Source organism: Enterobacter sp. Sphag1F, assembly GCF_014193275.1.
GTDB lineage: Bacteria > Pseudomonadota > Gammaproteobacteria > Enterobacterales > Enterobacteriaceae > Pantoea > Pantoea symbiotica.
Genome location: NZ_JACHZD010000002.1, coordinates 620,808 through 639,722 on the forward strand (window position 1 = coordinate 620,808; position 18,915 = coordinate 639,722).

16 protein-coding genes are annotated in these 18,915 nt (G+C 54.8%); 4 read left to right on the forward strand and 12 right to left on the reverse strand.

Annotated elements, in window-relative coordinates; genetic code table 11:
* From gsiC to FHW71_RS08410, 4 genes are all read right to left on the reverse strand, one after another.
* Window positions 1-921: a glutathione ABC transporter permease GsiC gene (gene gsiC, locus FHW71_RS08395; protein WP_061717203.1), complete on the reverse strand. Its 921-nt coding sequence runs from the start codon at window positions 919-921 to the stop codon at window positions 1-3.
* Window positions 922-970: 49 nt separating this feature from the next.
* A complete protein-coding gene (gsiB, locus tag FHW71_RS08400) occupies window positions 971-2,506 on the reverse strand; it encodes a glutathione ABC transporter substrate-binding protein GsiB (protein ID WP_179451428.1) in 1,536 nt (511 codons plus the stop codon).
* A 63-nt stretch (window positions 2,507-2,569) separates the two neighbouring features.
* Window positions 2,570-4,426: a glutathione ABC transporter ATP-binding protein GsiA gene (gsiA, locus tag FHW71_RS08405; RefSeq protein WP_179451430.1), complete on the reverse strand. Its 1,857-nt coding sequence runs from the start codon at window positions 4,424-4,426 to the stop codon at window positions 2,570-2,572.
* Between the two features lie 9 nt (window positions 4,427-4,435).
* Window positions 4,436-5,401: an isoaspartyl peptidase/L-asparaginase gene (locus FHW71_RS08410; RefSeq protein ID WP_154181443.1), complete on the reverse strand. Its 966-nt coding sequence runs from the start codon at window positions 5,399-5,401 to the stop codon at window positions 4,436-4,438.
* A 355-nt stretch (window positions 5,402-5,756) separates the two neighbouring features.
* Between FHW71_RS08410 and moeA the strand changes: the two genes are divergently transcribed.
* Both moeA and moeB read left to right on the forward strand, forming a co-directional pair.
* The gene (gene moeA / locus FHW71_RS08415; RefSeq protein ID WP_286176166.1) at window positions 5,757-6,992 is read left to right on the forward strand and encodes a molybdopterin molybdotransferase MoeA; all 1,236 of its coding nucleotides are present in this window, start codon (window positions 5,757-5,759) and stop codon (window positions 6,990-6,992) included.
* Window positions 6,992-7,744, forward strand: a complete 753-nt coding sequence (gene moeB, locus FHW71_RS08420) for a molybdopterin-synthase adenylyltransferase MoeB (RefSeq protein ID WP_061717213.1) — start codon at window positions 6,992-6,994, stop codon at window positions 7,742-7,744. Before moeA ends, moeB begins: the two co-directional genes overlap by 1 nt.
* 82 nt (window positions 7,745-7,826) lie before the next feature.
* Here moeB and FHW71_RS08425 read toward each other — a convergent pair whose 3' ends face one another.
* The 7 genes from FHW71_RS08425 to mntR form a co-directional block, all read right to left on the reverse strand.
* Window positions 7,827-9,419 carry an ABC-F family ATPase gene (locus FHW71_RS08425; RefSeq protein ID WP_179451434.1) on the reverse strand — a complete coding sequence of 531 codons (1,593 nt, stop codon included), beginning with the start codon at window positions 9,417-9,419 and terminating at the stop codon, window positions 7,827-7,829.
* Window positions 9,420-9,607: 188 nt separating this feature from the next.
* A complete protein-coding gene (locus FHW71_RS08430) occupies window positions 9,608-10,009 on the reverse strand; it encodes an H-NS family nucleoid-associated regulatory protein (RefSeq protein WP_008102525.1) in 402 nt (133 codons plus the stop codon).
* A 416-nt stretch (window positions 10,010-10,425) separates the two neighbouring features.
* On the reverse strand, window positions 10,426-11,955 hold the full coding sequence (locus FHW71_RS08435; RefSeq protein WP_179451436.1) for an efflux transporter outer membrane subunit: 1,530 nt from the start codon (window positions 11,953-11,955) through the stop codon (window positions 10,426-10,428).
* 1 nt (window position 11,956) lies between these two features.
* Window positions 11,957-13,525, reverse strand: coding sequence for a DHA2 family efflux MFS transporter permease subunit (locus FHW71_RS08440; RefSeq protein ID WP_154153149.1), 1,569 nt, complete (start codon window positions 13,523-13,525; stop codon window positions 11,957-11,959).
* Complete coding sequence (locus tag FHW71_RS08445; protein ID WP_061717217.1) at window positions 13,522-14,649, reverse strand: HlyD family secretion protein; 1,128 nt, start codon at window positions 14,647-14,649, stop codon at window positions 13,522-13,524. The genes FHW71_RS08440 and FHW71_RS08445 overlap by 4 nt, the downstream gene beginning before the upstream one ends.
* A gap of 115 nt (window positions 14,650-14,764) precedes the next feature.
* Window positions 14,765-15,874, reverse strand: a complete 1,110-nt coding sequence (locus FHW71_RS08450; RefSeq protein ID WP_179451438.1) for an SLC13 family permease — start codon at window positions 15,872-15,874, stop codon at window positions 14,765-14,767.
* Between the two features lie 20 nt (window positions 15,875-15,894).
* Window positions 15,895-16,353: a manganese-binding transcriptional regulator MntR gene (gene mntR, locus FHW71_RS08455; protein ID WP_008102536.1), complete on the reverse strand. Its 459-nt coding sequence runs from the start codon at window positions 16,351-16,353 to the stop codon at window positions 15,895-15,897.
* A gap of 202 nt (window positions 16,354-16,555) precedes the next feature.
* Here mntR and FHW71_RS08460 point away from each other — a divergent pair, with 202 nt between their 5' ends.
* Complete coding sequence (locus FHW71_RS08460; RefSeq protein ID WP_008102539.1) at window positions 16,556-16,750, forward strand: hypothetical protein; 195 nt, start codon at window positions 16,556-16,558, stop codon at window positions 16,748-16,750.
* A 132-nt stretch (window positions 16,751-16,882) separates the two neighbouring features.
* Here the strand turns inward: FHW71_RS08460 and ompX are convergent, their stop codons facing one another.
* The gene (ompX, locus tag FHW71_RS08465) at window positions 16,883-17,395 is read right to left on the reverse strand and encodes an outer membrane protein OmpX (protein WP_008102541.1); all 513 of its coding nucleotides are present in this window, start codon (window positions 17,393-17,395) and stop codon (window positions 16,883-16,885) included.
* 378 nt (window positions 17,396-17,773) lie between these two features.
* Here ompX and rhtA point away from each other — a divergent pair, with 378 nt between their 5' ends.
* Window positions 17,774-18,682 (forward strand): threonine/homoserine exporter RhtA, encoded by a 909-nt coding sequence (rhtA, locus tag FHW71_RS08470; protein ID WP_179451441.1) that lies wholly within the window; start codon window positions 17,774-17,776, stop codon window positions 18,680-18,682.
* Window positions 18,683-18,915 lie beyond the last annotated feature (233 nt).

The following is an 18,915-nucleotide window of genomic DNA, read 5'->3' on the forward strand; positions in this document are numbered from 1 at the left end:
TTACTTGTAGCGAATTGCCGGGTTGATTGCCGCGTACAGCACATCGACAATCAGGTTGATCAGAATGAATTCCAGCGAGAACAGCAGCACTTCGGCCTGAATCACCGGGTAATCGCGCATCTCGACCGAATCCACCAGCAAGCGGCCTAAGCCTGGCCAGTTGAACACCACTTCCACCACAATCGAGCCGCCGAGCAGAAAACCAAACTGCAGGCCCATCATGGTAACCACTGGAATCATGGCGTTACGCAGGCCGTGTTTCACCACCACCAGCGATTCGCGTACCCCTTTGGCGCGTGCGGTGCGCATGTAATCTTCCTGCATCACCTCCACGAACGAGGCGCGGGTGAAGCGCGCCATCACCGCCGCCACCGCTGCACCCAAGGTGATCGACGGCAAAATGTAGTGTTTCCAGCTATCCGCGCCTACGGTCGGCAACCAGCCGAGCTCGACGGAAAACACCTGCATCAGCAGCATGCCGAGCGCAAACGCCGGGAACGAAATACCCGACACCGCCAGCGTCATACCGATGCGATCGGGCCAGCGATTGCGCCATACCGCCGAGGTGATGCCAATCGCCATACCGAAAATCACCGCCCACACCATGCTGCTCAGTGTCAGCCACAGCGTCGGGAAAAAGCGCGCGGCAATTTCGTCAATCACCGGACGTTTCGAGACCAGCGAATGGCCGAAATCGCCCTGCACTGCATTAATCATAAAGTGCCAGAACTGCTTGATCAGCGGCTGATCGAGGCCGAGATCCTGACGCACCAGCGCCACCACTGAAGCATCCGCTTCCGGGCCGGCAATCAGGCGCGCCGGATCGCCCGGCAGCAAATGGACGAACAGGAACACCAGCACCGCCACAATCAGCAGCGTGGGAATCAGTCCCAGTAATCGTTTGAGAAAATAGTTGAGCATGCGAAGTCCTGCGCAGCATCGGCCAGCCCGCTAAGGCTGGCCGCGTCTGTTACTTCAGATCGGCCTCATCAAAATTGAATGAGGTATCGGGCATGACATAAAAACCGCTGAGGTTTTTATTGTTGGCTGACAGCAGTTGTTCCACCACCAGCGGGATCCACGGATGGTCGTTCCAGATGCGATCCTGCGCGTCTTTGTACAGTTTGGCTTTCTGGTCACGATCGGTGGTTTTCAGCGCATCGGCGAGATCTTTATCCACCTGCGGATTGCTGTAGAACGCGGTGTTGAAGATCGCTGGCGGCCATGAGGTGGTGGCGAACAGCGGCGTCAGCGCCCAGTCGGCTTCACCGGTTGAGGCTGACCAGCCGGTGTAGAACATGCGCACACCGCTCTCTTTCTGCCCTTTACTCTCCACTTCAGCGGCACGTTGACCGGCATCCATCGCCGTCACTTTCACCTTCACGCCCACCTGCGCCAGCTGCTGCTGGGTGAACTGCAGCACTTTCTGCGCGGTGCTGTGGTTATGCGACGACCACAAGGTGGTTTCGAAGCCGTTCGGGAAGCCCGCTTCCTTCAGCAGTTCGCGTGCTTTGGCCGGATCGTATTTGATTGCCGGATAGCTCTGCGCAAAGTCGATGCTCGGTGGCACGATGCCGGTAGCTGGCGTGGCGTAACCGGCAAAGGCGACTTTCGCCAGCGCCTGACGGTTGATGGCGTACTCCAGCGCTTCACGCACTTTCGGGTTATCAAACGGCTTTTGCGTCACGTTGAGGCTGATGTAGCGCTGCATGATCGATGGCGTGGTGACCACATCGAGCTTGCTGTTGCCTTCCAGCAGTTTGGCCTGCTCGAACGGCACCGGGAAAGCAAAGCTCGCTTCGCCGGTTTGCAGCATCGCCGCGCGGGTGTTGTTATCCACCACCGGACGCCAGGTAATGCTATCCAGCTTCGGATAACCTTTTTTCCAGTAGCCATCCCACTTCTTCACTTTAACGAAGTCGGTCTGGTTCCAGGTATCAAAGGCAAACGGGCCGGTTCCCACCGGATGGAAGCCGATATCCTTGCCATATTTTTTCAGCGCGGTTGGCGAAATCATCACCGCCGCCGGGTGCGCGAGGTTGTTGATGAAGGCCGAGAACGGCTGCTTCAGGGTGATTTTCACCGTGGTCGGATCGACCACTTCGGTGGTGGCGATATATTTGAACAGGTTATAGCGCTTGAGATGGTTATCCGGATTGCTGGCGCGATCGAGGTTTACTTTTACCGCTTCGGCATTGAAGTCGGTGCCATCCTGGAATTTCACGCCAGGGCGTAGCTTGATGGTGTACGTCAAACCGTCGCTGCTTGCCTGATAGCTTTCTGCCAGCACGTTGGTCAGCTTCATATCTTTATCGAAGCCGAACAAGCCCTGGTAGAAGGACTTGGCTACCGCCTGCGACAGCGTATCGTTCGCGTCATACGGATCGAGCGTGGTAAAGGTCGAGGCCACCGCAATCACCGCATCTTTCGCCGCCCACGCGGGCAGCGCCAGCGCCGAACTCAACAAACCGGCAGTGATAACCCCTTTTCGCATAATATGGTGCATCGTTATCGTTCTCCTGTAATCCCTGTCATGCGCGACATCCAAAGATGTGCGGTTGTTTGCTGCTCAGGCGCCACTAATTGCGTGTCGGGCGACAAAATGGCCCGGCGCCACTTCCAGTAAAGGCGCCACTTCCGGCTCATCGCCCAGCGGGCGAATCGGGCTGGGGATCTCATCCACCATCAGCGCCCGCTCACGATGCCGATGGGCCGGATCGGCCACCGGCACTGCGGCCATCAGTTTTTTGGTGTACGGATGGCGCGGCTGCTCAAATACTGCCTGGCGCGGCCCCATCTCCACAATCTGTCCGAGATACATCACCGCCACGCGATGGCTGATGCGTTCCACTACCGCCATATCGTGCGAGATAAATAAGAAGGCGATACCAAATTCACGCTGCAAATCGAGCATCAGGTTGATGATCTGCGCCTGAATCGACACGTCCAGCGCCGACACCGACTCATCGGCGATCACCACTTTGGGATTGAGCGCCAGCGCGCGTGCAATACAAATACGCTGGCGCTGGCCGCCGGAAAATTCGTGCGGATAGCGCTGCGCATGTTCTGGCAGCAAACCGACGCGCTCCAGCAGCCAGGCAACGCGTTTCTCCGCCTGACGGCGATCCAGCGTTTTATGCACCAGCAGCGGTTCCATGATTGAAAAACCAACGGTCAAACGCGGATCGAGCGAGGCGTAAGGATCCTGGAAGATAAACTGGATATCGCGGCGCAGCGACGCCAGCGCATTGCCCTGCAGCGCATCGATGCGTTGGCCGTCAAAGGTGATGGTGCCGCCCTGGCTGGCCACCAGCCGCAGCAGTGAACGTCCGGTGGTGGATTTTCCGCAGCCGGATTCCCCCACTAGCGCCAGCGTTTCACCGGCATGGAGATCGAAACTGACTTTCTCCACCGCGTGCACGCGACGCTTGACGCGATTGAGCAAACCGCCGCGAATATCAAAGCGCGTGACTAAATCACGCACCTGCAAAATCGGCGGTCGATCGTGGCGCACCGTGTCCTGCGGCACGGCCTGCTCTTCGCGTCCGTTGCTGTGCAATAAGGGGAATTTAGCCGGTAACGGCTGGCCGTGCATCGCCCCCAGTTTGGGCACCGCCGCCAGTAACGCGCGGGTATACGGCTGTTGCGGTTCAGCAAATAGCTGCTGCACCGGCGCGCGTTCCACCACATCACCGCGATACATCACCTGCACACGATCGGCCATCTCCGCCACCACGCCCATATCGTGGGTGATAAAAATCACCCCCATCTGCATCTCTTTTTGCAGCACGCGGATTAGCTGCAGAATCTGCGCCTGAATGGTGACGTCGAGTGCGGTGGTGGGTTCATCGGCAATCAGCAGCGCCGGTTTACACGACAGCGCCATGGCAATCATCACGCGTTGGCGCATGCCGCCGGAGAGTTGATGCGGATAGCGTGATAACACGTTTTGCGCTTCGGGAATGCGCACCAGATCGAGCATGCGCCGCGCTTCCGCCAGCGCCTGCTGATGACTTTTGCCCTGATGCAGACGGATGGATTCCGCAATCTGCTCGCCAACGGTGAATACCGGATTGAGCGAGGTCATCGGCTCCTGAAAAATCATCGCCATATCGGCGCCGCGCACTTTGCGCATCTGACCGTTCGACGCGCGCATCACATCCAACACCTCGCCATTGCGACGCCGCAGCTGGATTTCGCCGCTCACTTCACCGCCGGCCTGCTGAATCAAACGCATCAGCGCCAGCGAGGTGACGGATTTGCCCGAGCCCGATTCGCCCACCAGCGCCAACGTTTCACCGCGATGCAGGTCGAGCGACAGGTTGCGTACCGCTTCGGTAATGCGACCTTCATGCTCAAAGCGCACGTTAAGATCGCGCACCGCCAGAACCTGCTCCGGCGCAAACTGCAGCTGTTGGTCCGTCATGCCTGCTCCTTAGCTGTCGCGGTAGATCGCTACCTCAACGTCGCCATCCACGTAGGCGAATCCGCGATACATGCCTTCGCTGTTAAACGGCAGCGCCACATTGCCTGCGGCGTCAATGGCAATCAGCCCGCCGCTGCCCTCCAGCTCCTGCACTTTGTCATGAATGACGTTGGCGGTGGCCTGTTGCAGCGAGCGTCCGGCGTAATGCATCTGCGCCGCCACGTCGTAAGCGGCGAGCGTACGGATAAACACTTCGCCAGTGCCGGTACAGGAGACCGCTACTGTGTCGTTGCTGGCGTAGCAGCCCGCACCGACCAACGGCGAATCGCCCACGCGACCGGCCTGTTTGTTGGTCATGCCGCCGGTTGAGGTGGCGGCCGCCAGATTACCCTGAAGATCGAGCGCCACCGCACCAACGGTGCCAAATTTGCGATCCGGGTCCAGCGGATCGTCGCTGTGGCTGTTTGCTTCGCCGTCGTGGTCCAGCACCATTTGCTGGCTGTGCAGCGCGCGCTGCAGCTGTTCCCAGCGTTCCGGCGTGGAGAAGAAATCTGCCTCGACCGGCGCTAAACCCTGCTCGGCGGCAAAGGCTTCTGCGCCCGCACCGATAAACAGTACGTGCGGACTGTTTTCCAGCACTTTACGCGCCGCCAGAATCGGATTGCGGATGTGGCTGACGCCCGCGACCGCGCCGACGTCCAGCGTGCGGCCATCCATAATGCTGGCATCGAGTTCATGCGTGCCCTGATGGGTGAACACCGCGCCCTTGCCCGCGTTAAACAGCGGACACTCTTCCAGCAGGCGCACAGCTTCGGTAACGGCATCCAGCGCACTGCCGCCGGCGGCCAGAATCTGCTGGCCTGCGGTAACGATTGCGCTGAGTTGCTGACGATAGTGCTGCTCTTTTTCGGCGCTCATTGCCGCACGCGTAATCGCGCCCGCACCGCCGTGAATTGCGATAACTGCTTTAGCCATAACCGGTACCCTGTGAAGGAATCAGAACCAAAAACACTGATTTAGAATGGTTTTCATCTTTTTTTGGCAATTTTCGACTATAGAAAGGCCCCCTCATCTTGTAAAGCAGAAACTGCCTGCGCGGTCATAACCTTTTATTGTGGATTATGCTTTTTTGGTTGTGAGTGGTTTTTCCGGTCGCCATAAATGGCGACCCTACAAATACACGCGCAATATTGTAGGGTCGCCATTTATGGTGACCGAAAATTCAATCAGCCGTAGCGTGAAATACCCCTTCCTGACCACCAACTCTCGCTTAACGGCCACGCATTACCCATAATAGACCGCATCTGAAATTAACCAGGCAGAGATGGACATGGAACCTTTTACCGCAGGATTAATCTCCCTCGAAGACGCGCAGCAAAAGATGCTGCAACAGCTGACGCCGATCAGCGATTCGCTTAACGTCTCGCTGTTTGAAGCCGCCGGACGCATCACCGCGAAGCCGATTCTTTCGCCGCTGGATGTGCCCTCGTTTGATAACTCGGCGATGGACGGTTACGCGCTGCGTCTGGCTGATATCGCGCCTGACCGCGTATTACCGGTGGCCGGTAAAGCGTTTGCTGGCGCGCCGTTTAACGGTGCGTGGCCAGCGGGCAGCGTGATCCGCATCATGACCGGCGCGCCGATTCCCGCCGGTTGTGATGCCGTGGTGATGCAGGAGCAAACGGAGCAGCGCGACGGCGGCATTGTGATTACCGCGCCGGTGCAGGCCGCGCAGAACATTCGTCGCATCGGCGAAGACATTCAGGCGGGCAAGCAGGTGCTGGACGCCGGTGTGCGTCTCGGCGCGGCCGAACTGCCGCTGCTGGCGTCGCTGGGGATTGCTGAAGTCAGCGTACTGCGCAAACTGCGTGTGGCGATTTTTTCCACCGGAGATGAACTGCAAGCAGTCGGTCAGCCGCTGGCGGAAGGCCAGATTTACGACACCAACCGCTTTACCGTGGCGTTAATGCTTAACAAGCTGGGCTGCGAAGTGATCGATCTCGGCGTCATTGCCGACGATCAGGCGGCGCTGCGTACCGCCTTTACCGAAGCCGATCGTCAGGCCGATGTGGTGATCAGCACCGGCGGCGTGTCGGTTGGCGAGGCCGACTTCACCCGTGCGATGCTGGAAGAGCTCGGCGCCATCACCTTCTGGAAACTGGCGATTAAGCCGGGTAAACCTTTTGCCTTTGGGCGTCTGGCAAACAGCTGGTTCTGCGGTTTACCGGGCAATCCGGTTTCTGCGGCAGTAACTTTCTATCAATTAGTCCAGCCGCTGCTGGCCACCTTAACCGGTCAAACCACGCGCATCATGCCGCTGCGCCAACGCGCACGCGCCACCCAGCGTTTGAAGAAATCCCCGGGTCGTCTCGACTTCCAGCGTGCGATTGTTAGCCGTGGCGATGACGGCGTGCTGGAAGTGCGCAGCACCGGTGCGCAAGGTTCGCATGTGTTCAGCTCGTTTGCGCTCGCCAACTGCTTTGTGGTGCTCGAGCGCGATCGCGGCGATGTCGAACCCGGCGAATGGGTGGAGATCGAAGCCTTTAACACGCTGCTGGAGGGCTAATGAGCGTTGAGTTGAGCGATGAAGAGATGCTGCGCTATAACCGCCAGATCGTACTGCGCGGTTTTGATTTTGATGGCCAGGAGAAGCTAAAGGCATCACGCGTGTTGGTGGTCGGCCTCGGCGGACTCGGCTGTGCAGCAGCGCCCTATCTGGCATCGGCGGGCGTGGGACATCTCACCTTGCTCGATTTCGATACCGTTAGCTTCAGCAATCTGCAGCGTCAGATCCTGCACAGCGATGCGAAGATTGGCATGGCAAAAGTCGCCTCGGCACAGCAGCAGCTGGCGGCAATCAATCCGCATTGCCAGCTGGAGCCAATTGATGCACAACTTGACGACGCGCAGCTCAGCGCGTTGATTGCGCGGCACGACGCGGTGGTGGATTGCACCGATAACGTCGATACCCGCGAGCAGATCAATCGCCTCTGTTTTCAGCACAAGGTGCCGCTGATCTCCGGCGCAGCGATTCGCATGGAAGGCCAGCTCAGCGTCTTCACCTGGCAGCCCGGCGAGCCATGTTATCGCTGTATTAGCCGTTTGTTTGGCGATCAGGTGTTAAGTTGCGTAGAGGCGGGCGTGATGGCGCCGCTGGTTGGCGTGGTTGGCGCAATGCAGGCGATGGAAACCTTAAAAGTGCTAACGACGTTCGGTCAACCCGCTAGCTCGCGCTTACTGATGTACGATGCGATGAGCGCAGAATTCCGCAGCATGAAGGTGGCACAAGACGCGCATTGCGAAGTGTGTGGTGAATAAGGTCACCATAAATGGCGACCCTACATATGTAAGGTGCGATTTTTCGTAAGGTGCGCATTAATGCGCACCTTATTTTTCACACTTAAACAATCCCCTGGCTGCGCAGGTAATCTTCATAGTTACCGGTGAAGTCGATGATACGATCGGCTTTCATCTCCATCACGCGGGTAGCCAGCGAGCTGACAAACTCACGGTCGTGCGAGACGAAAATCAGGGTACCTTCGTACATCTCCAGCGCCATGTTTAGCGACTCGATCGATTCCATATCAAGGTGGTTAGTCGGCTCATCCATGATCAGGATGTTCGGCTTCTGCATCATCAGCTTGCCAAACAGCATGCGGCCCTTCTCACCACCCGACAGCACTTTGGCTGGCTTATTGATCTCGTCGTGACCAAACAGCAGGCGGCCAAGAATACTGCGCACCGCTTGTTCGTCATCGCCTTCCTGCTTCCACTGGCTCATCCAGTCGAATACCGTCAGGTCTTCAGCAAAGTCTTCTGCGTGATCCTGGCCGTAATAACCAATGCGCGCATTCTCGGACCATTTCACTGTGCCGCTATCCGGCGTATGTTCACCGATCAGCGTTTTCAGCAGCGTGGTTTTACCGATACCGTTGGCACCGAGGATCGCCAATTTCTCGCCGACTTCTAACATCAGGTTGAGTTTATTAAACAGCGGACCGTTATCAAAACCTTTGGTCAGCGCTTCAACTTCCAGCGCATTACGGAACAGTTTCTTATCCTGGTCAAAACGGATAAACGGGTTTTGACGGCTGGACGCTTTAACTTCTTCCAGCTTAATTTTATCAATCTGCTTGGCACGCGAAGTCGCCTGACGTGATTTAGAGGCATTGGCGCTAAAACGGCTAACGAACGATTGCAGATCGGCAATTTGCGCTTTCTTCTTGGCGTTATCCGATAATAAACGTTCGCGTGATTGAGTAGCCGCGGTCATATATTCGTCATAATTACCTGGATAAACGCGCAGTTCGCCGTAATCCAGATCCGCCATATGCGTACACACCATATTCAGGAAGTGACGGTCATGCGAAATGATGATCATGGTGCTGTTACGTTCGTTGAGCACTTGCTCCAACCAACGAATGGTATCGATATCCAGGTTGTTGGTCGGTTCATCGAGCAACAAAATATCCGGATTAGCAAATAATGCCTGCGCTAAAAGCACACGCAATTTCCAGCCCGGTGCAATTTCGCTCATCGGACCGTAGTGCTGCTCCACCGGAATGCCAACGCCCAGTAATAATTCACCGGCACGTGATTCCGAACTGTAACCGTCCATCTCGCCGTATTCGACTTCGAGATCGGCGACTTTATAGCCTTCCTCTTCGCTCATTTCCGGCAAAGCATATATACGGTCACGCTCTTGCTTCACTGCCCACAATTCATTGTGGCCCATGATCACGGTGTCCAGCACACTATATTGCTCAAAGGCAAATTGGTCCTGACGTAACTTACCGATACGCTCATTGGGGTCGAGGGAAACATTTCCACCCGTCGGCACCAGGTCGCCGCCCAGTATTTTCATAAAGGTAGATTTACCGCTGCCGTTCGCACCGATTAAACCGTAACGATTACCGCCGCCAAATTTAACGGAGATATTTTCGAACAGCGGCTTACTGCCGAACTGCATGGTGATATTGCTGGAAACTAACACGGCATTGACCTTTGTTACGCAGTGGAGGAAAAAACAGCGGGCATTATGCCAGAAGCGGGCACCCGTACGCCACCTCTGCGCCAGAGGCAGAGAGGGTAATCGGCTGAACGTCTTGAGCTAATACAAAAAAATAAATAAAAAAGCCGAAGGCGTTGGCCTTCGGCTCCCACTTACAAGGATTGTGCGGATTATTTGATCAGGAAAGTATCGAGGCTTTTACCTGAATCCAGCGCTTTTTTAATCGCAGCTGGGGTACGGCCTTGGCCGGTCCATGATTTTACTTCACCGTTTTCGTCGGTGTAAGAATATTTTGCTGGACGTGGTGCACGCTTAGCGCGTTTTTTACCAACTTCCAGAGCACCCAGTAATTCGTTCGGGTCAATACCGTCAGCCAGCAGCATTTCGCGATATTTAGACAGCTTCTCTTCTTTTTCGCGGTTCTGCGCTTCTTCTGCGTTTACTTCGTCACGACGTTCAGTCACAACAACAGTTAATTTTTCCAGAATTTCTTCCAGATCGGTCAATGGCAGTTCACGAGCCTGCGCACGTAATGTGCGAATGTTGTTCAGAACTTTAAATGCGTCACTCATCACAATGTCCTTGCTTAAGGGGGTTAAATAAACTGTAGTGGCAAGATTACCTAATTCAAATAAAAAAATAAATTAATTTTATTGTCCGGATTTATCTGAACTTGCTTACCTAATTCTTACATTGAGCTTTAAAACGGGTAAGGTTGCTTTAATTAACCCTGAATTAACAACTCAAGGTTGTTCCTTATGGAGGAACTGGAATCGATTTCAGCTCGATATTCTCAGGTAATAAACAACCATTTAGGCGCTATTGCGTGCTGCAGCATTAGTGAGCATAAAGGTAAGCAAGGATTAATGGTGTAACGAAAAACCTATTTTCATTGTGGAGTAATATATTGCTGAGGATGAGAGAAGAATCTCATTTTTTCTTATCGTGCCGATAAAAAAGCCGGTGGTTAACCGGCTACTAAGGGAAATTAATGCACTTCTGTCGCGGGACCAAACACTGAATAGTCTGGCAGATTGACATTTTGATAAGGTTCCCAGCCACCGCCCAGCGCTTTATATAACGCCACTAAATCGAGCGCACTTTGCATGCGCGCCTGCGTCGATTGCGCTTTAGCTTGCGCCAGTTGTCGCTGCGCATCTAATACATCGAGGAAAGTAGAAATACCCTGACGATAACTGTCGCTGGCTAAATCAAATGCACGTTGCAGTGCGCCGGTGGTTTCATCCAGTGCAATAACCTGCTGTTGATCGGCACGATAACTAACTAGCGCGTTCTCCACATCCTGTAGCGCGGTTAATACCGTTTGACGATAATCAAGCGCCGCGCTGGCTTGCTGCGCGCGCGCCAGTTTTACGCTGGAGACTAAACGACCGCCCTGAAAAATAGGAATCGATAGCGACGGCCCAACACTGAAGAAGTGGCTGCTCCAGTCATCCAGATAGCTGGCATCGGTATTTCGCACACCCAGTTGCCCGGTGAGCGACAAGCTGGGGAACAGATCGGCAACCGATACGCCGATATTCGCGGTTTCCGCATGCAAGGTCGCTTCGGCCTGACGAATATCCGGACGTCGCCGCGCCAGCGTGGACGGAATGCCCACCGGCACCAATTTCGGCAAATCGGGCAGCGGCTTGATGTTCATCAGTTCATTATCCAGCGCGCCCGGCGTTTTACCCAGCAGCACCGCCAAACCGTTCATCGCCTGCTGCTGCTGCGCCTGATATTGCGGCAGCTGCGCATTCAGTGAGGCCAGCTGCGCGCGGGCGTTTTCAACATCGGTGGTCGGCGCTAAGCCATTTTGCTGCTGACTTTTTGTCAGTTCCCAGGTTTGCTGCGCCACCTCAATCTGCTGTTGCAAGGTCGCCAGCACCGCCTGCGAACCGCGCAGTTGCAGATAGGCGCGCGCTACTTCAGCTTCCAGCGAGACCAACGCATCGTTGCGCTGCTCAATAGCCGCCTGCTGCTGCGCATCCGCGACTTCCATCTGGCGGCGTACTTTGCCCCACAGATCCAGCTCCCAGCTGGCGTCAAAGCTGCCCTGATAAAGAGTAACGGAATGATCTAAACCGTTGAGCTGGCTGGCGACATCGCTATCAACCTGATCATAAACGCCGTTGGATTTCAGCAAGCCTTTCAAACCCAGTTGCTGACGTGTGACTTTTGCCGAGCCGTTAAGCGACGGGAATAAGCCACCGCGCGCCTGCGCCAGCTGCTCACGCGCACCGGCAATACGCAGTACCGATTGTTGCAGCGTTAAGTTGCCGGCAATGGCGCGCTCAATCAGGCTATCGAGCTGCGGGTCGTTAAAGCTTTTCCACCACAGCGGATTGGTCGTCGCCGCCAGCGGTTTAGACGCTTGCTGTGAAGGTAAATCATGGTAGCCGCCCGGCGTGTGCGCCTGCGGTGGCTGGTAATCCGGTCCTACCGCGCATCCGGCCAGCAACAGTGACAGCGCCAGCAACGTCAGTGACGGCTGAGACCGCGAAATCATTTTCATTTTAATGTGCTCCTGCACCGCCTTCGCTCTTAATTGGCGAAAGCAACCAACAGAATGGAATCAATAGTAGCGCCACAATACTGAGGCCCATAAATACGTCGATGTACGCCAGAATACGCGCCTGGGCGATCATCTCCTGATAGAGCTGCCCGCTCGCCAGCACCAGCGGATCGCCCACGGCGGTGGTGAAATTACGGATCGAATCAGCCCAGTGTTGCAGCGTGAGATTGTAAGGCTCGTTGAGCGGCGACATGTTGTGCACCATGCTGGCCGAACGCGTCTGCATGCGTTCCGTAATGCCCGCCGTCGACAGCGAAATGCCAATCGAGCCCGCGACGTTACGGAACATGGTGAACAATGCTGAGGCATCGGCGTTTAATCGCTGCGGCACGGTAATGAACGCAATGGTGGTCAGCGGCACAAACAGGAAGCCGAGGCCGATCGACTGCGCGCTGCGCATCATCACCAGCGTGGTGAAATCGACGTTGGGCGTTAACGTGGTGGAATAGAAGAAGGCGCTGGCAAGACAGGTGAAGCCGAACGCTATGATGTAGCGCGTTTGCACGATCGGCATCAGTTTCAGCACGATGGGTATCGTCAGCACAATCAATATCGCGCCGGGCGATAGCACCAGCCCCGACCAGGTTGCAGTGTAGCCAAGATCCTGCTGCGCCAGCTGGGGAAGCACCACCGAACTGCCGTACAGAATCATCGCCATGCCCGCCATCAGCAAGCCCGCCACCCAGAAGTTGCGATCTTTCATTACGGTGAGATCGACCACCGGTTTACGGGCATACAGCAGCCAATAAATGGCGCCGATAATGCCGATCACCGCCAGCATGGCGAACAGGCGGATAAAGTGCGAGGCAAACCAATCTTCATCTTCGCCACGATCGAGGAACACCTGCAAACAACCGAGGCCCAGCGTGATCAGGCTGATGCCGATGTAATCGATCTTCAGGCGGCCTTTATCCCACTTGCGTTCCCACGGCGGATCTTCCAGCAATTGATAAATCGCCATCACCGTCAAAATGCCAACCGGAATATTAATGAAGAACACCCAACGCCAACTGTAGTTGTCGGTGATCCAGCCGCCGAGCGTCGGACCAATCACTGGCGCAACGATAATCGCAATCGACGACAGGCCAAAGGCTTTGCCGCGATCTTCGGCTTTGAAGTAATCGAGAAGTACCGATTGCTGCACCGGCTGCAATCCGCCGCCAAAAAAGCCCTGCAACACGCGGAACAAAATGATCTGCCACAGTTCCGTGGCGATGCCGCACAGGAAGGAGCAGATGGTGAACATCACGATGCAGATCAGGAAAAATTGCTTGCGGCCAAACAGGCGGCTGAAGAACGCCGAGATCGGCAACACGATACCGTTGGCGACCAGATAAGAAGTCAGAACCCAGGTCGATTCGTCGTAGCTGGAGGAGAGCGAGCCGGCAATGTGCGGCAGCGCGACGTTGACGATGGTGGTGTCGAGGATCTCCATAAACACCGCCAGCGTCACCGTAATGGCGACCAGCCACGGATTGCTGGCCGGACGCCAGCTTTCGCTCGCACTCATTCCACTGTGACCTTCGGCTCAACCGACAAGCCCAGCGGCAGCGGATGGTTAGGATCCAATCCTTTATCGATGACGATTTTCACTGGCACGCGCTGCACGATTTTCACGTAGTTGCCGGTGGCGTTTTCAGCCGGGAAGGTGGAGAAGCGCGAACCGGATCCCATCTGCACGCTATCCACATGCCCTTCCAGCTTCATATCCGGCCAGGCATCGACACTGATTTCCACTTTGTCGCCCGGCTTCATGCGCGCCAGCTGCGACTCTTTGAAGTTGGCGTTAATCCAGATTTCAGGCGAAACCAGCGAGAACAGCGCGCTGCCAGCCTGCACCAGCGTGCCGAGGTGCACGTTACGCTTGGTGACGAAGCCATCGTATGGCGCGCGAACCTGGGTATAAGAGAGATTCAATTCGGCGGTGTTGAGCTGCGCCTGCGCCTGCTCAACTTGTTGCTCACGCGCTTCAACATTGGTTTCCTGCTGGCGGATTTGCAGCTTCACCTGAGAAGCCACTTCAACCTGCGCTTTAGCGCTTTGCAGTTGCGCTTCAGCCGAACGCAGCTGCGCGGCGGCAGTATCAATATTGCGCTGTGAAGTCGCACGCGGATCAACACCGCGCTGGCGACGATAATCGGCTTGAGCGTTGAGCAAGTTGGCCTGCGCTTTGGCCTGATCGGCGAGCGCTTGATCGCGCTGCGCCGGATACTGCACGCGAGACAAGGCTAACTGCGCCTGCGCCTGATGCAGCTGCGCCTGTGCCAGACCAAGCTGGGCTTTGGCCTGATCGCGCTGCGCTTCACTGTCGCGCGCATCGATCTCCACCAGCAAATCGCCCTGCTTTACGCGCTGGTTATCGCGCACCAGCAGCTTGACCACGTAACCGGCCGCTTTCGGCGCGATGGTCACCGCATTGCCTTCGGTAAAGGCATCATCAGTGCTTTCAATATTGCGCGTGGTCAGCCAGAACCATAATCCCACCACGATCATGATCACCACCACAATGGCGAGAAAAATAAGTGGCTTCTTTCCGGGGCGTTTACGTTCTGGTTCGTTGTTATCTTGATGGGTATTAGAGGTGTTTTGCGGATCCTGCTGATCGCGTTCAGACGGTTGATTCTGGTTTTCCATAATTTTTCATCGTAGGCGGTTGTCCCGATTCCCGGGCAAAAACGGTCAACATAACCTTAGATGGGAAATTGACAAATGCCAATGCAACTTTACACAAGCCGACATTGGCATCGCGCTAACGTATGAGGTGTAACAGCAGCCATCCGCCCAACATCGACCAAGCCAGCATCGGGATGGAAAACAAGTGGAAACGCCACCAAACACGCGCATCTTGCGCCATGCGCAAGGCAATCAGGTTGGCGAGCGATCCCGGTAATAAGCCAAATCCACCGATATTCACCGCCCACGCCAGCACGTCGGACGGTGGCACTTTCTGCAAAAGCAGAATGGTGGCGGGAACGTTACTGATGAATTGCGACAGGCCAATGGCCAGTAGATAGAGTCCGCCCTCGCCTAGCTGACCAATAGCGGAAAAATGCGGCTGCAGCCAGGACAAATGCATCAACAGGAAGACATCGATAAACATCGCCACGAACACCAGCAGCAAACTCCAGTCGATGCTGATCAACACGCTACGCGCCATGATCAGAAAACAAACCGCTACCAGCAGCAACGCCCAGCCGGTCATTTTCAGCTCGAGCGCCACGATAAACACGATGTACAGCAGCACGCTAATCGTGAACAGCGGCTTGTACCATGTTTGGCTTTCGGTTTGTTCATGTTTCTGGATTACGCGCGCCGGGAAACTCCACCACGTCAGCGCCATTAGCGTGAGCATTAAAAATGCCGCCAGCGGCGCCATTTGCGCAATGAAGCCTGGCACGCTGAGCGTACCGTGACTCCACAACAGAATGTTTTGCGGGTTGCCAACCGGCGTCAGTAAGGAACCTGCGTTCACCGCCAGCGCTTCGAAAATGATCAGGCGGGAAATAGGCAAGCGCGAAAATTTGCGCAGCGTTAGCGTCAGTGGCACCAGAATAAACAGCGCAACATCGTTGGTGAGAAAAGTAGACAGCAACGCGGCGGCGCATACCATGAACAGCGCCAGCGCGCGTTCATGCTGAAAGCGCTGAATCAGGCGCGCGCCGAGCACATCAAAATAGCCGCTGTTCTCTAGCCCTTTGGTCAGCATCAATAAGCCGGTGAGCGTCATGATGGTGTGCCAGTCCACCGCGGCAGGCAGTTGCGACCAGCGGAAATTCGCCAGCGGCAACATGATCACACCTAAAAGCAACAGCAAATGCAAAATACGATCGCGCATTAAGGAACGAAGCAGATTGGGCATGATGGCGGAAGGCCTTGTAGTTAGCGACTCTCGTAGAATTTCTGGAACACGGCCAGGGTTTCATCACTGACGTGATGCTCCAGGCCTTCTGAATCACGGCGCGCGGTTTCCGGGCTAACGCCCAGCGCCAACAGGAAGGTTTCAACAATATGGTGGCGAACGCGGCTCGCTTCCGCCAGCTTCTCACCTTCGGCGGTGAGGAACACGCCGCGATACGGCACTTGCTCAACTAAGCCGGTGGTGCCAAGACGCTTCAACATTTTCGCCACGGTCGGCTGGGAAACGCCCAAACGTGCGGCCATATCCACCTGACGCGCTTCGCCAAATTCACGTATCAAATCAGAGATTAATTCTACGTAGTCATCGATCAGCTCACGACGATGCGCCTCGCGCACCTGACGAAATCCTTCGACATGCTCCTCTATCTCTTTTAGCGGGCCCTGGGGCATGTTGGTGGCGATTTTTGCACGACGACTCATCTAACTTCCTCTTTATTATCTGCCGCACTTTACCTGCGGTGCGGGCTGGCTGCGCCCATTGTAAACCAGGCACAAATAAGCACAAATTTTTCCTAAATAGTGTTGGCTAAAGAGTATAGCCAGTGCTATCTTTGTTGATAATGTAAGCGAATAGCTTATAAAGGCTACAAAGAAATTGTCGTCATTCACTCGGGAGGTGAACATGACTACCATGAAAAACTGCCTCGACTGTGGCAAATGTTTCCAGGCTGAACAGAGCAAACCGGCTTTTGAGCTGAAATCGCTGCTGTGCCTGTTTACCCGCTCGCCGTTTGCGCTGCGTTTGATGCTGATTGAAAAGCTCACCGGCAAACAGCTGGTTGAACGTCCGTGCCCAAACCTGATCTGGCGCGGCTAACGTTCCCGACTTCTAATAAAACCCGCTCACGTAGCGGGTTTTGTGTTTCTGGTAGCCGGTAAACCATATTTTGCGCCCATAAAAAAACGGCCCCGAAGGACCGTTTATTGTGCAACTGGTCTAAGCAAGAACTTAGAAGCTGTAACCTACGCCAGCAATCCAGGTGCCAACGTCGACGTTGCGGATACGGCTCTGCTCGTAACCTACGTCAACTGCGATGTTCTCGATTGGGTTGAACTGCATACCCGCACCGTAAGAGAAACCGTAGTCGCTTGAATCAGACTTAGAACGTACTGCGGTATCGTTCTGCTGGAATTTGCCGTAGCCCACACCAACAACACCGTAGATGCTTGCCCAGTCGTTCAGACGGTAAGCTGGACCACCGGTGATGCCGTAGTACTGGCCTTTGTTATAAACGCCAGCATCAGTACGATCTTTCTCGGTGTAGGTGAAAGAACCGATCCAACCCAGTGGGTTAGAACCGTCTTCGTAACGATATTTCAGGTTGAAGCCGTTTGCTTTGTTAGCAACGCCTTGATAATCGCTCTGAGCGTAACCACCGGTAACGGTGCTTTGTGCCATGGCAGAACCTGCAGAAACTGCAAGTACACAAGCCAATGCTGAAAGACATGCAATTTTTTTCATAACCACCTCAAATGTGAATATACTTCTCTCCTGACAACGCTGTAAATATAACAAAAAACAGCAAGAAACTCTGCCCGCATTTTGTTGTCTAACAGATTGTTTGGTGTAACAGAAAGTTAATGAAGTTTCCTATGTCATTCATTTTACTTATAAAAACCATCATATTACTGCAACATAAATTCCGATCACAAAAAATGCCTTTAAGTAAATTCCTAAACTAACCTGACGTTTCTTTACGGAAATGGCCCTAAAAATGGCCAAATTATGACCTGTTAGCGCTTTTTAATTCCCCGATTCGCGTCTCCTTATTTGCCGAAGATTCCTTTACACTGAGCGCTTGTTACCCTGCTGTTAATAAATAAAGGACTGGATTACAGGATGTCTGCGCCTCAAACGACCAAAAATATGGCCCCGGTGTTGTTCCCTATTGCCGTGCTGCTGATTGCCATGCTTTCGCTGCAAGGCGGCGCTTCTCTGGCAAAATCACTGTTTTCCACCGTTGGCGCGCCCGGCATTACCGCGCTGCGTCTTGGTCTTGGCACGCTGATTCTCTGCATCATCTTCAAACCCTGGCGTTTGCGCTTTACGCGCGAGCAGCGCAAACCGCTGCTGATGTACGGTTTAGCGCTTGGCTGCATGAACTATCTCTTCTATTTAGCGATTCGCACCGTGCCGCTGGGCGTTGCGGTTGGATTGGAGTTTCTGGGTCCACTTACGCTGGCCTTGATCGGCGCGCGTCGTCCGCTTGATTTTATTTGGGTGCTGCTGGCGGTGGTGGGTTTGTGGTTCCTGTTGCCAATCGGTGAAGGGATGAGTCATATCGATCCGCTCGGTGCGCTGTTAGCGGTAGGCGCGGGTGCCTGCTGGGCGGTCTATATTCTTGTGGGTCAGCGGGCGGGTGCGGAACATGGCCCGGCAACGGTGGCGATGGGTTCGCTGATTGCTTCGGTGATTTTTGTGCCGCTCGGCCTGACATTCGCCGCGCCGGGCATCTGGCATTGGGAAGTACTGCCGTTAGCGCTGCTGATCGCCCTGCTCTCCAGCGCCATTCCCTATTCTTTAGAGATGATGGCGCTGACGCGACTGCCGGCGCGCATTTTCGGCACCTTAATGAGTCTGGAACCGGCGATGGCTGCGCTTTCAGGCATGTTGTTCCTCGGCGAACTGTTAACGTTGAAGCAGTGGATGGCGCTGCTGGCGATCATCATCGCCTCGGCAGGATCAACGCTGACCATGAAACAAAAAAGCGCAAAAATAAGCGAAGTGGATATCAATCATCCGCAATAAATATTCAACACGTTAGCCTGCTTTAAGGCAGGCTAAATATAGAAGCATTCTCATTTTCATTTTTAACGTGGCGTTAGGATTTCTCCGTTATTATTTTGCAACACGATTAATAAATAATTAACAAAACACGCAACCTTCTGTTTTACCTCAACTAATACTTAAACCGCACAATCCCTGAGCAACATTAAGGTTTATCTATTCCTGTCATTGATTTAATCAATCCTGCAGATTAA

Coding starts and splice junctions, on each gene's coding strand:
- gsiC (WP_061717203.1), bottom strand. CDS start 921: ATGCTCAACTATTTTCTCAAACGATTACTGGGACTGATTCCCACGCTG.
- gsiB (WP_179451428.1), bottom strand. CDS start 2,506: ATGCACCATATTATGCGAAAAGGGGTTATCACTGCCGGTTTGTTGAGT.
- gsiA (WP_179451430.1), bottom strand. CDS start 4,426: ATGACGGACCAACAGCTGCAGTTTGCGCCGGAGCAGGTTCTGGCGGTG.
- FHW71_RS08410 (WP_154181443.1), bottom strand. CDS start 5,401: ATGGCTAAAGCAGTTATCGCAATTCACGGCGGTGCGGGCGCGATTACG.
- moeA (WP_286176166.1), top strand. CDS start 5,757: ATGGAACCTTTTACCGCAGGATTAATCTCCCTCGAAGACGCGCAGCAA.
- moeB (WP_061717213.1), top strand. CDS start 6,992: ATGAGCGTTGAGTTGAGCGATGAAGAGATGCTGCGCTATAACCGCCAG.
- FHW71_RS08430 (WP_008102525.1), bottom strand. CDS start 10,009: ATGAGTGACGCATTTAAAGTTCTGAACAACATTCGCACATTACGTGCG.
- FHW71_RS08435 (WP_179451436.1), bottom strand. CDS start 11,955: ATGAAAATGATTTCGCGGTCTCAGCCGTCACTGACGTTGCTGGCGCTG.
- FHW71_RS08440 (WP_154153149.1), bottom strand. CDS start 13,525: ATGAGTGCGAGCGAAAGCTGGCGTCCGGCCAGCAATCCGTGGCTGGTC.
- FHW71_RS08445 (WP_061717217.1), bottom strand. CDS start 14,649: ATGGAAAACCAGAATCAACCGTCTGAACGCGATCAGCAGGATCCGCAA.
- FHW71_RS08450 (WP_179451438.1), bottom strand. CDS start 15,874: ATGCCCAATCTGCTTCGTTCCTTAATGCGCGATCGTATTTTGCATTTG.
- mntR (WP_008102536.1), bottom strand. CDS start 16,353: ATGAGTCGTCGTGCAAAAATCGCCACCAACATGCCCCAGGGCCCGCTA.
- FHW71_RS08460 (WP_008102539.1), top strand. CDS start 16,556: ATGACTACCATGAAAAACTGCCTCGACTGTGGCAAATGTTTCCAGGCT.
- ompX (WP_008102541.1), bottom strand. CDS start 17,395: ATGAAAAAAATTGCATGTCTTTCAGCATTGGCTTGTGTACTTGCAGTT.
- rhtA (WP_179451441.1), top strand. CDS start 17,774: ATGTCTGCGCCTCAAACGACCAAAAATATGGCCCCGGTGTTGTTCCCT.